The sequence below is a fragment of the uncultured Salinisphaera sp. genome, assembly GCF_964012375.1.
Classification (GTDB): domain Bacteria; phylum Pseudomonadota; class Gammaproteobacteria; order Nevskiales; family Salinisphaeraceae; genus Salinisphaera.
On sequence record NZ_CAXGSH010000106.1, the window covers coordinates 1 to 12,117 of the forward strand.

Genomic DNA, 12,117 nt, shown 5'->3' on the forward strand with positions numbered 1-12,117 from the left:
TTCATGGCCTTCAAGCCGGAGGCGCTCGACTGGCGCGAAACCGCCGCCCTGCCGCTGGTCACGATCACGGCCTGGGAAGCGATGGTGGATCGCACGCGCGTGATGCCGGGCGATCATGTGCTCATCCACGGCGGCGCGGGCGGCGTGGGCCATATCGCCATCCAGCTGGCCAAGGCCCTGGGCGCGCGCGTGGCTGCCACCATTTCGTCTGCCGCCAAGGCCGATATCGCACGCCGCATGGGCGCCGACGAAACCATCAACTATCGCGAGGAAAGCGTCGAGGATTATGTGCAGCGCCTGACCTCGGGCCGTGGTTTCGACGTGGTGTTCGATGCCACCGGCGGCTCGGATATCGCCACGTCGTTTGCGGGCGCACGGGTCAACGGCCAGGTCGCGACCATCGTGTCGCAGTACGAGGCCGACCTCACGCCCATGCATACCAAGAGCCTCACGCTGCATACCATTTTCATGCTCACCAGCATGTTGCACGGCGTGCATCCGCAGCACCACGGCGAGATTCTGACCAAGGCCGCAGCGCTTGCGGCCACCGATCAGCTCAAGCCGCTGCTCGACGAGCGCCGCTTCACGCTCGGCGATGTGGCCGCCGCGCATTCGCATCTGGAAGCCGGCGCGGCCGTCGGCAAGATCGTGATCGATATCGCCGACGAGGCCCGCAACGCCTGAGCGGATCCGCGGCGGCCCGGATCATAGCCGGGCCGCCGCAGCAATAGACGTGCTCTTCGAGATCACCCGTCGACGGTCCGGCTGGCGTTGGCGCGGGCGCACGCCGGCATTCCGGGTTCGTCGAGCTCGCGCCGCAGCTCGCCACGGCTATAGCCCAGGTCCCGAAGCATATGGTCGTCGCGCTTGAGCAGCGCCTGGATCGCACGCCGTTTTTTCCAGCGTTGCAGCACCCGCGCAATGCCCGCGAACAGCCAGAGCGGCGGCATGGCCGGCATGTAGAGCCGCGCCACCTGCGGGCTCAACGGTGGCGATTCGCGCCGCGATTTGCGGCGTTTTTCCTTGCTTGATTGATACATGAGATATGTCCCGCTGATTGATCGACGTTCGGTAGAGGCAATCAGCATGGAAGCGCCCCACTATTCAATCCAGCGAAAAGATCTATACTCAGCGTTCAAATTAATTTAACGCTTACGCCATGACGGGACTCCCAGCGCATAGCGGCAATGCCACCGAGCGACTGCTGGATACCGAAGTTCTGCGCAGCTTCGTGGCCATCGCCGAGCACGGCAGCTTCACGCGTGCCGCCAAGGCCGTGTTTCGTACGCCCTCGGCGTTGAGCATGCAGATCAAGGGTCTGGAGGCCACGCTCGACAAGCGCCTGTTCGTGCGCGAGGCACGCCGCGTACAGCTAACCGAACACGGCGAACTGCTGCTGCGCTATGCACGCCAGCTGCTGGCGCTCAATGCCGAGGCGGTCGCCTGTTTTCTCGCCCCCGCGCTCGACGGCACGGTCCGCGTGGGCACGCCGGACGACGTCGGCGGGCGTATCCTGCCGCGTGTTCTGGCGGCCTTCGCACGTTCCAACCCCGCGGTGCAGGTGGATGTGGTCACCGGCACCAGCCGCGTGATTCTCGAGCGCCTCGACGCCGAGCAAATCGACTTCGCACTGGTCACCGTCGGCAGCCGGGAGGTCGACATCGAACGCGGCGAAATCGTGCATACCGAGCCGCTGGTCTGGGCCGCACGTCGCGGCGGCAGCGCGAAGCTGCGCGAACCGCTACCGGTCGCCCTGGCCGAGCCCGGCTGTGCATGGCGTGCCAGCGCGATCGATGCGCTGGACCGGGCCGGCCGACGCTATCGCGTGGCCTACAGCAGCGATCACAGCGCCGGCCAGCGTGCCGCCGTGCTCGCCGATCTGGCAATCGCCCCGTTCCCGCGCCCGCTGGTCGATTCGGCGGATCTGGAGATTCTGGACGAGCCGCAGCTACCGCCGCTGATCGATACCCATACCGCGCTCGTATTCGGCGCGCATTGTTCGGATGCCGGCAAGGCCCTGGCCCAGCACGTGGTCGATGCCTTTCGGGCCCTGCGCAGCTAGGTACTTTCCACCTTGATATTCGGGAACTTGCTGGCGTAGTCCTTCTTCTGCTGCGACAGGCGCGCGGCGGTCCGCCGTGCCATATCGAAATAGGCGCTGGCGATATTGCCCTGCGGATCGGCGACCACGCTGGGATGACCCGCGTCGGCATTTTCACGAATCGAGATATCCAGCGGCAGCTCGCCCAGCAGGCCGACATCATATTCATCGGCCAGGGTCTGGCCGCCGTGGGCGCCGAAGATCGCTTCCTCGTGACCACAGTTCGAGCAGATGTGGGTACTCATGTTCTCCACGATGCCCAGCACCGGTACGTTGACCTTGTTGAACATCTCCACGCCCTTGCGGGCATCGATCAGGGCCAGATCCTGCGGCGTGGTCACCACCACCGCGCCGGACACCGGCACTTTCTGCGCTAGCGTAAGCTGAATATCGCCGGTACCCGGCGGCAGATCGATGATCAGATAGTCGAGATCGTCCCAGGCGGTCTGGAACAGCATCTGCTGCAGCGCCGAGGTCACCATGGGTCCACGCAGGATGGCCGGTGAATCCTTTTCGATCAGATAGCCGATCGACATGGTCTGCATGCCGTGCGCCTCCATGGGCAGCAACATCTTGCCGTCCTTGGCCTGGGCACGGCCTTCGATCCCCATCAGCCGCGGCTGACTGGGGCCGTAGATATCGGCATCGAGCAGGCCGACCGAGGCGCCGTCGGCCTTGAGTGCCAGCGCGAGGTTCGCCGCGACGGTCGACTTGCCGACACCGCCCTTGGCCGAGGCCACGGCGATGATGTTACGCACGCCTTCGACACGCTTGAGCGACGGCTGCACCGCGCGTGCAGCCACCGAGAACCCGACCGTTACGTCCGCCCGCTCGATGCCGTCGACCGCTTCGAGCATGGCGCGAATCTGTTCGGCCAGCGTCTGGCCATAGTCGCCGCAGGGAAAGCCCAGATCGAGTTCGAGCGTCACGCGCTCGCCCTTGACCTCGAGCGAGCGCACCGCGCGCGCACTGATCAGGTCGGTATCCAGATAGGGCTCGTGAAAACGGCCGAGTTCGGTTTCGACGGTCTGTTTGAGGGCATCGCTCATGGCGGGCTTCCAGGATTGATTCGGTCAATTGAAACGGCGCCAATGATAGCAGCCCGCCCCGGCTGGCCGGGCACGGCTGTGGCATACTGGCGGGCTTTCGACAGCCGACAAGAAAGCCTGTTATGGCGCGCGATATTCTCGTTACCTCTGCCCTGCCCTATGCCAATGGGTCGATCCATCTGGGCCATCTGGTGGAATACATCCAGACCGATGTCTGGGTGCGCTTCCAGAAGCTGCGCGGCAATCGCTGTATCTATGTCTGTGCGGACGACGCGCACGGCACGCCGATCATGCTCAAGGCACGCGATATGGGCATCGAGCCCGAGCAGCTCATCGCCGACGTCGGCGCCGAACACAAGCGCGACTTCGACGATTTTCTGATCGGCTTCGACAACTACCACTCGACCCATTCGGACGAGAACCGCGAGCTGGCCAGCGAGATCTATACGCGCCTGGACAAGGCCGGGCATATCGCGCGTCGCACCATCTCGCAGGCCTTCGACGAAGAAAAGCAGATGTTTCTGCCGGACCGTTTCATTCGCGGCGAATGCCCGAAATGCGGCGCGCCGGATCAGTACGGCGACGCCTGCGAGAAATGCGGCGCGACCTATCAGCCCACCGAGCTGATCAATCCGGTGTCCGTGCTCTCGGGTGCCACGCCGGTCGAGCGCGATTCCGAGCATTATTTCTTCCAGCTCGCGGACTTCGAGAAATTCCTGCACGACTGGACACGCAGCGATCATCTGCAGGAAGCGGTCACCCGCAAGCTCGACGAATGGTTCGAGGCCGGCCTCAAGGACTGGGACATCTCCCGCGATGCGCCCTATTTCGGCTTCAAGATCCCGGGCACCGACGACAAGTACTTCTACGTGTGGCTGGATGCGCCGATCGGCTACATGGCCAGCTTCGCGAATCTGTGCAAGCGCCGCGACGATCTCGACTTCGACACGTTCTTCAAGCCGGATTCCAAGGCCGAGCTGTATCACTTCATCGGCAAGGACATCGTGTACTTCCATGCGCTGTTCTGGCCGGCCATGCTCGAAGGCGCGGGCTATCGCACGCCCACGGGCATTCATGCGCACGGCTTTCTCACCGTCAACGGCGAGAAGATGTCCAAGTCGCGCGGCACCTTCATCAAGGCGCGCACCTGGCACGACCATATGCCGGCCGAGTTCCTGCGCTACTACTTCGCTGCCAAGCTTTCGGGCAAGGTCGAGGATCTGGATCTCAACCTCGACGACTTCCGGGCACGTATCAATTCCGATCTGGTGGGCAAGTACGTCAATATCGCCTCGCGTAGCGCGACCTTCATTACCAAGCGCTTCGATGGCCGGCTCGCGGATACCCTGGATTCGCCCGAGCTGTTCGAGCGGTTCGCCACCGCGGCCGACGAAATCGCCGAGCACTACGAACAGCGTCGTTTCGCCCAGGCGATCCGCCAGATCATGGCTCTGGCCGACGACGCCAACGCCTATGTCGCCGAGCGTGCGCCCTGGCAGCTGGCCAAGGAAGAAGGCCGCGAAGACGAACTGCAGCAGATCTGCACCACGGCGCTGGCGTTGTTCGCCCAGCTCACGATCTATCTCAAGCCGGTGCTGCCAGAAACCGCCGAACGTGCCGAAGCATTTCTGAACGTCGATTCCCTGAGCTGGACCGATCTGGCGACGCCCATCTCGGGCGAGATTCAGCGCTTCAAACCGCTGCTGCGCCGCGTGGAACAGCCGGCCATCGACAAGATGATCGAAGCCAGCCAGGAAGATCTCGCAGCCAAGAGCGCACCGCAGGCTCAGCCCGAAGCCGAACCGAAAGCCGCAGACAACAAACCGCAGAAAAAGGACGAAGTCGCCGTGGACAGCGATACCATCGAGATCGGCGATTTCGCCAAGGTGGACCTGCGCATTGCGCGTATCGAGGCCGCCGACCATGTCGAAGGCGCCGACAAGCTGCTGCGCCTGACCCTCGACGTGGGCGCACTGGGCAAGAAGCAGGTCTTCGCCGGCATCAAGTCGACCTACGACCCGTCCCAGCTCGAAGGCCGACTGACGGTCATGGTCGCCAACCTCGCCCCGCGCAAGATGCGCTTCGGCGTATCCGAAGGCATGGTGCTCGCCGCCGGCGATACGCCGCATATCCTCTCGCCCGACGACGGCGCGAAACCCGGCGACAAGGTCAAGTAACGCCGCCGACAGTAGCTTCAGGTCGATGCGCGCAATGCCGTCTGGCGGCTCCGGTCGTACCGGGCACGGCCTGCGCCATCGTTCCTGAAGACGATCCGCAGATTTCGCCGATCAGGAAACAGGGGCCAGAAAACGACTCGATCCCTGCGGCCGGGACACGTTCGCCCTTGACCCGGGTTTTTCCTGCGTCGATCTATAGACACGCTTTTACTGGAGCGGCTGAAGCTTCAAACAACGCAAGAGCCGAACAACCTGGCTGCTTGAACAGTCAATCTTCGGAATCGGCATAATCCGCGGATCCCTGCCTTCAGGACAGTCCGCCTACCAGCCGGGCTCGCGAACATACCTGTGCTTGGTCAACGGATGTATCGTCCGAGGGCTCGCCCAGAATGCCGTGACGCAATGCCCTTGAACGCCCGCTGCTGGCTCGATCAGCTGGCAGCCGTCGCGTAACCTGCGGGTGAATCGGTCGAGACCTTGTCGAAAAACGAAACGATGACGACACCCGTTAACGACATTGATGCCCTGCTGCCCCAGACCCAGTGTCGGCGCTGCGGCTACGACGGCTGTCGGCCCTATGCCGAGGCCATCGCGGCCGGGGAAACGGATATCAACCGCTGTCCGCCCGGCGGCGACGCGACCGTGGTGCGCCTGGCCGAACTCACCGGCCAGGCGATCAAGCCGATCGACCCGGAATGCGGCGATGCCAGCGTGCCGAAGGTCGCCTTTATCCGCGAAGATGAATGCATCGGCTGCACCCGCTGTATTCAGGTCTGCCCGACCGATGCCATTATCGGCGCGGCCAAGCAGATGCATACGGTTATCGAATTCGACTGTACCGGCTGCGAGCTGTGCGTGCCGGCCTGCCCGGTCGACTGTATCGACATGCCTGAAGCCAAGGCGGACAGCGGCCAGCCGGTCTGGCCGCCGGCCCGCGAGATCGACGCCGAGCGTGCCGCCCGTGCCCGCCGCCTGTTCGAAGCGCGCCAGCAGCGCCTCAATCGCCGTACGACCCGCCACCGCCGCGCCAGCCGCCACGAGGCCACCGTTGACGCGCGCGAAGATGCGCAGGCCACCTCCGAAGCCAAGAAATCCACCATCGCCGACGCCATCGCCCGCGCCAAGGCGCGCCGCGCCGGCCGCGAGTAACGCTGGCCGGGTCAGGCTGGATCGGTCGTTGCCCGGTGGCTCGCGTCTTTCAAGCAGAACCGCAGATTTCGCCGATTCGAAGAAACGTAGCACCGCGCTACAACGCCAACGAAAGGCCGCGGCTTCTTGTCTCCGATCTGCGAGATCTGCGAGATCTGCGTCGATCTGCGAACTTTTCTTACAGCGATTGTCACCGCCGCTGCCGAGCGAACGCAGTCGATCGCCCACCACGGCCGAATCAATAAATCGACGTAATCTGCGGATAAATGACTTGAGAGAACGCTTCGCACAGCGCGCTTAACGTGATCGACGAACGGGCACCGCTCGACCGGCACCCGGTCTGCAAGTCACGTAATGCGGTGAAGCCGATACAATCCCGTCCCGCTTGTCGCTTTGAGCCGCGCCACGGCCTTGAACCATGAACAAAGCCAAACGCACCGAAATATTTCAGCGTCTACGCGACGCCAATCCCAAGCCGCAGACCGAGCTGAAGTACGACTCGGCCTTCGAACTGCTGGTCGCGGTGATTCTGTCCGCCCAGGCCACGGACGTGGGCGTGAACAAGGCCACGGCCAAGCTGTTTCCGGTGGCCAATACGCCGCAGGCGATACTCGATCTCGGCGAGGACGGGCTCAAGGACTACATCAAGACCATCGGGCTGTATAACAGCAAGGCCGCCAACGTGATGAAAACCTGCCGTGCACTGGTCGACACGCACGACGGCGAAGTACCGGACACGCGCGAGGCGCTGGTGGCCCTGCCGGGCGTGGGTCGCAAGACCGCCAACGTGGTACTCAACACGGCCTTCGGCAAACCGGCCATGGCGGTGGATACGCATATCTTCCGCGTATCCAATCGCACCGGCATTGCCCCCGGCAAGACGGTCCGCGCAGTCGAGGACCGGCTCATGCGGCTGGTGCCAAAGGAATTTCTGCTGGATGCGCACCACTGGCTGATCCTGCACGGCCGTTATACCTGCAAGGCCCGCAAGCCGCTTTGTGACGACTGCCGGATTGTCGATCTATGCGAATATCGGCACAAGAATCTGAGTGAGCAAACTGCATGAACCAAGCCCATAGCCGTCCTGCCGATGCCTTTGCTGCGCGCAACGCGCCGCGCATCTTCTGTATCGGACGCAACTACGCAAAGCACATCGAGGAACTGGGCAATACGCTCAGCGGCAAGGAATCCATCGTGTTCATGAAGCCGGCCAGCGCGCTGGTCGCACCGGGCGAGGCGATTACCCTGCCCGACGACGTCGGCGCGATTCATTACGAAACCGAACTGGTAATCGAGATCGGCAGCGGCGGTCGCGATATCGCGCCTGAGGCCGCGCGTGCGCATATCGCCGGCCTCGGCCTGGGCCTCGACCTGACGCTGCGCGATGTCCAGACGGATCTGAAGCAGACCGGCGAGCCCTGGGAGAAGGCCAAGGCCTTCGACCACAGCGCGCCGCTGGGCCCGCTGGTGGCCCTGACCGACGATATCGACCTCACCGACCTGCACTTCGAGCTGACCATTGACGGCGAAACCCGCCAGCGCGGGCATACCGCGCACATGCTGGTTGGCGTCGCCGACCTGATTGCCATGCTCAGCGCCCACTGGCAGCTGCTACCGGGCGATCTGATCTTCACCGGCACGCCGGAAGGCGTCGGTGCCCTGGAGCCGGGCATGCAGCTTTCGTTGAGCGCCGCACAGCTGCCTGACGCCCACTGGACGATCGCTTGAATTCGGGCCAGGCGAACAGTGAGCGCAGCGCCCGACACCCGGCGCTGGACAATATCGAGCTCGTCGCCTTCGACCTCGACGGTACGCTGATCGACTCGGTGCCGGACCTCGCCGTCGCCGTGGATGCCGCGCTCGGCGAGCACGGGCAGCGCCCGGTCGGCGTGGACAAGGTGCGTGACTGGGTCGGCAATGGCAGCCGCAAACTCGTGGAGCGCGCGCTCGCGCATGCCCTGGCCACCGTGCCAGAGCGTCTCGAGCCGGAAGCGGTCGAGACCGTGCATGCGCGTTTTCTCGATCACTATGCCGAGAAACCGCATGCCCAGACGACGCTATATGACGGCGTGCGTCAGTGTCTAAGCGCACTAGCGACGCGCAGCGTCACCTGTGTGCTGATCACGAACAAGCCGATCGCCTTCGTCGGCCCGATTCTTTCGCATTTCGAACTCGCGGACTTTTTCGCGCTCACCCTCGGCGGCGACAGCCTGGATGAAAAGAAACCTCACCCCGCACCGCTGCTGCATGCGGCCCAGCACACGTCAATCGCCCCGGCAAAGGCTTTGATGGTGGGCGATTCACGGCACGATATCGCAGCCGGCAAGGCAGCGGGTTTCCGTACGCTCGCGGTCACTTACGGCTACAATCACGGCGAACCGATCGCCACCTGCCGACCCGATCATATCGTGACCACGCTCGCCGAACTCGGTTGAGCGCCTGCCGCCGGATTTGCGAAAAGATAAGTTGTCATTACGTCGTCTTTACGTGACGATGCAATGAAATAACGACGTGTGAGGAGAAGCGTCGATGACAAGAAAAAAGATCGTGGGCATCACGATCGCCGGGCTCGTGGTGCTGTGCGCCGGCGCGGTGATCGCCATGAAGGCGGCCCAGCCGGAAGCGGCCGAATCGGCCACCATCATCACCGCGAAGCATGCCCAGCTCGCCTCGATCGAAAACTACAACGACGGTCAGAACAGCTTCTCGGAAGATTTCAACCCGGTCATCCGCGAACGGACCCTGCGCGACTCGGGCCGCAAGTCGGTCGGCCTGTTCATCAAGAACGTGTATTTCCGGATCGTCGGCGATATTGCTTTCGATACCACCGAGCTCTCGGCCGTTCTGTTTCCGCGCACGCCGGGTGACCCCATCGTGCTGGACGATCCCACCTCTTTCATCTTTCATCCCTTGCACGGCCAGGTCACGCTGCCGCCGAAAGCGTTGTCGGCACTTTTCAACCAGTATCTGGCGGATTACGACGACTCCCAGCTCCGTAACATCGAAGCCTCGACCGACGACAGCGGCCAGCTGGTGGTGGAAGGCGAGGCGGCAAAAATACCCGGCGTATGGCTGCCGTTCCACATGGCCGGACGGGTAACGCTGGAACAAGGCCATCTGTTCGTCTATCGGCCGGACGAAATCAAGCTCGGCCCCATGGAAGCCAAGGGTCTGCTCGAGGCGATCAACCTGCAGCTATCGAAACTGCTGCAGATCGAGTCCGAGGGCGCCGGTTTCTCCGGTAACAACGTGGTGCTCGACCTCAATCATGCCCTGCCGCCCCCGGAGCAGAGCGTGCACGTCGCAAACATGAAAATCGATAGCGCCGGTGTTCATCTCGATATCACCAGCGACAAGAACCCCGAATTGCCGGAGCCGGTGGTAAAGAGCGACAGCTATGTAATGCTCCAGGGTGGCGACATACGTATTCAAAGAGCGGTGATTACCGATGCCCGCCTGCAGCTGATGGCGCGCGATGGCGGCAAGCTCAACGCCTCGCTCTACAATTATCGCCAACAGATGGTCAACGGCGTGCTCGATGCCACCCCGGCCGGTGAGATCGCGATTTATCTCGCCGACTACGTGCCCGTCGACTACGTGGGTTCCGCCCTGCCGGAGGATAGCGATGCATCCTGAAGCCTCCGTCCCGAACCGGGGCCTGCGCAGGGCGGGCAGGTTGTCCCTGCTCGCCGTCGCGTTACTGCTGCTGACCACGAGTGGCGCCGGCTTGGCCCAAGGCCAGATGCGCAAGTCGCTGGGCCCCGAGCCCGGGCGGCTGGCCCCTGCGCTCAATGACGAAGAAAGCCAGGACCCGGACGAACAGGACCCGGACGAAAAAGACGAAGACACGGCACAGAGCCCGGCCGACGTCAACGACAAAAAGACGGTGCAACCCAAGGTTGTGACGGCGCAGCAACAGCGTTATGCGACGCTGCGCCGCACATGGAGTCAGCGTCTACTGCCGGATGCGCTCAAGTCGGACGTCGGCCCATTCACGCTGCGCGACTCGGGCGTGCGCGCTATTGCACTGCAGGCGAAAAACGTCGAGTTCTTCATGGACAAGAACGTCGGCTATTACGTGGACAACCTGCGCGCCCTGCTCATACCGCGCAACGCCGGCGAACCGGTGAACTTCGACGATCCGGAACAGTTCGATATTCATATCCTCTCCGGCGAGCTGGTGGTCCGGCCGCAGGATCTGGATGCGCTGTTCAACAACTATCTGCTCGACTATCAGCCGCGCTCTCTTTCACGCGTAACGAACAAGACCTCCAAGGACAGGCTCACCGTGGAAGTCGGTGCCCGCCTGTTCGAGTTCATCCCGCCCGTTGGGGGACTGCCGACCACGCTCGAGGGCCCGATAACGGTGACCGACGACAACAAGCTGGTCTATACCCCCACCCAGGTCAAACAGTTCGGTATGCCCGTCAAAGCGCTGCTGTCGGGGGTCGGGCTCGATCTAGCCACCCTCACCCCGTTCGATCGCGAGGGCATAAAGCTTGAGAAAGACAAGCTGATCATGGATCCGGAACGGATTTTCCCACCGCCGCACGTACGGATCGACCATATCGACAGCGCCACGCTCAGCGATGCCGGGCTCACGCTCAAGTTTTCCAGCGACACCTCGTCTGCGGGTTTCAGCGATCCGCCGGTGGCTACCGACAGCTATATCTGGCTGCAGGCCGGCGACGCCCGCTTCTACTCCACCCTGCTCGTGAACGCGAACCTGCAGTTGATGAGCGACTCGGACGAGCGGCTGAAATTCAACCTTTACCATTACCGCGCCCAGAGCGCGGCGGGCACCATCAGCGCGCAAATGGACGGGGCGCTGATCGTGCGTGTGCCCAACCAGTTCAAGATCGACGACGGGGATATCCACCAGTACAGCGGCCTGACGCCGCGTTCCTCGACGTCGGACTAACGCGAACATGGCCGCCCCGCAGGCGCACTGCCGCGGGTACGCCGGCGTATTGCCAGCCACAACCCTTACGGGTAATCTGCGCGTTTTTGCCGGCCCGGCGGGCCGGATGCTCTCAGGACAAGTGCATATGAGTTTGAATGCCGAGTTGAACAAGACGCTGGGCCTGGACGGCCTGGAGTACCGCCACAATCTCGGCAAGGACGCGCTCTTTAGCGAGGCGCTTGCGCACGATCGCGGCCGGATCCGTACCGACGGACCGGACGATGAACCCAAGGCCTACGAAACCGCGCTGGGCCTGGAAGGCCCGCTGGTCTACTACTCCGACCCCAGCTGCACGGGGCGCCCGGTCCAGGACACCTTCGCCGTGGCCTGGCCCGAGGTCGCGGATAAAATCTGGTGGAAGTCGGACTTCCAGCAGTTCGCGCCGGATAATTTTCAGCCGTTGCTCGATCGTGTCGCGGCCCATCTGAATGAGCGCGGCCGGCACCTGTATGTTCAGGACGTCTACTGCGGCTGGGACGCTTCGTACGCGGTGCCGTATCGGTTCGTGGGCGAATTCGCGACTCATGCCCTGTTCGCCAAGAACATGTTCGCCGACGGCGTAGACGTGGAAAACCCGGATGACAAGCGCTGGACGCTGCTCAACGTGCCGAGCTTTCACTGCGACCCGGCCCGCGACGGCACCAAGTCCAACCGCGCGGTGATCATCGATATCCGCAA

12 protein-coding genes are annotated in these 12,117 nt (G+C 63.2%); 10 read left to right on the forward strand and 2 right to left on the reverse strand.

Translation table 11 applies throughout. From position 1 onward, the window contains the following. The coding region (locus tag ABNU97_RS15270) for a zinc-binding dehydrogenase (RefSeq protein ID WP_348767534.1) at positions 1–684 on the forward strand (684 nt) is incomplete at its 5' end. 62 nt (positions 685–746) lie between these two features. Here the strand turns inward: ABNU97_RS15270 and ABNU97_RS15275 are convergent. Further along, positions 747–1,040: a DUF1127 domain-containing protein gene (locus ABNU97_RS15275; RefSeq protein WP_348767535.1), complete on the reverse strand. Its 294-nt coding sequence runs from the start codon at positions 1,038–1,040 to the stop codon at positions 747–749. Positions 1,041–1,159: 119 nt separating this feature from the next. On the opposite strand from ABNU97_RS15275, the gene ABNU97_RS15280 reads away from it, so the two are divergent. After that, a complete protein-coding gene (locus ABNU97_RS15280) occupies positions 1,160–2,062 on the forward strand; it encodes a LysR substrate-binding domain-containing protein (RefSeq protein ID WP_348767536.1) in 903 nt (300 codons plus the stop codon). Here ABNU97_RS15280 and apbC read toward each other — a convergent pair. After that, complete coding sequence (gene apbC, locus ABNU97_RS15285) at positions 2,059–3,150, reverse strand: iron-sulfur cluster carrier protein ApbC (RefSeq protein WP_348767537.1); 1,092 nt, start codon at positions 3,148–3,150, stop codon at positions 2,059–2,061. The two genes, ABNU97_RS15280 and apbC, sit on opposite strands and share 4 nt — an antisense overlap. 122 nt (positions 3,151–3,272) lie before the next feature. Here apbC and metG point away from each other — a divergent pair, with 122 nt between their 5' ends. From metG to ABNU97_RS15325, 8 genes are all read left to right on the forward strand, one after another. Beyond that, positions 3,273–5,327 carry a methionine--tRNA ligase gene (gene metG, locus ABNU97_RS15290; RefSeq protein WP_348767538.1) on the forward strand — a complete coding sequence of 685 codons (2,055 nt, stop codon included), beginning with the start codon at positions 3,273–3,275 and terminating at the stop codon, positions 5,325–5,327. Between the two features lie 495 nt (positions 5,328–5,822). After that, the gene (locus ABNU97_RS15295) at positions 5,823–6,476 is read left to right on the forward strand and encodes an RnfABCDGE type electron transport complex subunit B (protein ID WP_348767539.1); all 654 of its coding nucleotides are present in this window, start codon (positions 5,823–5,825) and stop codon (positions 6,474–6,476) included. A 418-nt stretch (positions 6,477–6,894) separates the two neighbouring features. Continuing rightward, positions 6,895–7,542: an endonuclease III gene (gene nth, locus ABNU97_RS15300; protein ID WP_348767540.1), complete on the forward strand. Its 648-nt coding sequence runs from the start codon at positions 6,895–6,897 to the stop codon at positions 7,540–7,542. Next, the gene (locus ABNU97_RS15305; RefSeq protein WP_348767541.1) at positions 7,539–8,204 is read left to right on the forward strand and encodes a fumarylacetoacetate hydrolase family protein; all 666 of its coding nucleotides are present in this window, start codon (positions 7,539–7,541) and stop codon (positions 8,202–8,204) included. The genes nth and ABNU97_RS15305 overlap by 4 nt, the downstream gene beginning before the upstream one ends. Then, on the forward strand, positions 8,201–8,911 hold the full coding sequence (locus tag ABNU97_RS15310) for a phosphoglycolate phosphatase (RefSeq protein ID WP_348767542.1): 711 nt from the start codon (positions 8,201–8,203) through the stop codon (positions 8,909–8,911). The genes ABNU97_RS15305 and ABNU97_RS15310 overlap by 4 nt, the downstream gene beginning before the upstream one ends. Before the next feature lie 94 nt (positions 8,912–9,005). After that, positions 9,006–10,112, forward strand: coding sequence for a hypothetical protein (locus tag ABNU97_RS15315; protein WP_348767543.1), 1,107 nt, complete (start codon positions 9,006–9,008; stop codon positions 10,110–10,112). Positions 10,113–10,152: 40 nt separating this feature from the next. Continuing rightward, positions 10,153–11,397, forward strand: a complete 1,245-nt coding sequence (locus tag ABNU97_RS15320) for a hypothetical protein (protein WP_348767544.1) — start codon at positions 10,153–10,155, stop codon at positions 11,395–11,397. Positions 11,398–11,524: 127 nt separating this feature from the next. After that, a partial coding sequence (locus ABNU97_RS15325) for a phosphoenolpyruvate carboxykinase (ATP) (RefSeq protein ID WP_348767545.1) occupies positions 11,525–12,117 on the forward strand: 593 nt, incomplete at its 3' end.

Bases quoted from the DNA above. Each gene is read 5' to 3' on its own strand.
- metG (WP_348767538.1), top strand. From the start codon at position 3,273: ATGGCGCGCGATATTCTCGTTACCTCTGCCCTGCCCTATGCCAATGGG.
- ABNU97_RS15275 (WP_348767535.1), bottom strand. From the start codon at position 1,040: ATGTATCAATCAAGCAAGGAAAAACGCCGCAAATCGCGGCGCGAATCG.
- ABNU97_RS15305 (WP_348767541.1), top strand. From the start codon at position 7,539: ATGAACCAAGCCCATAGCCGTCCTGCCGATGCCTTTGCTGCGCGCAAC.
- ABNU97_RS15295 (WP_348767539.1), top strand. From the start codon at position 5,823: ATGACGACACCCGTTAACGACATTGATGCCCTGCTGCCCCAGACCCAG.
- apbC (WP_348767537.1), bottom strand. From the start codon at position 3,150: ATGAGCGATGCCCTCAAACAGACCGTCGAAACCGAACTCGGCCGTTTT.
- ABNU97_RS15315 (WP_348767543.1), top strand. From the start codon at position 9,006: ATGACAAGAAAAAAGATCGTGGGCATCACGATCGCCGGGCTCGTGGTG.
- ABNU97_RS15280 (WP_348767536.1), top strand. From the start codon at position 1,160: ATGACGGGACTCCCAGCGCATAGCGGCAATGCCACCGAGCGACTGCTG.
- nth (WP_348767540.1), top strand. From the start codon at position 6,895: ATGAACAAAGCCAAACGCACCGAAATATTTCAGCGTCTACGCGACGCC.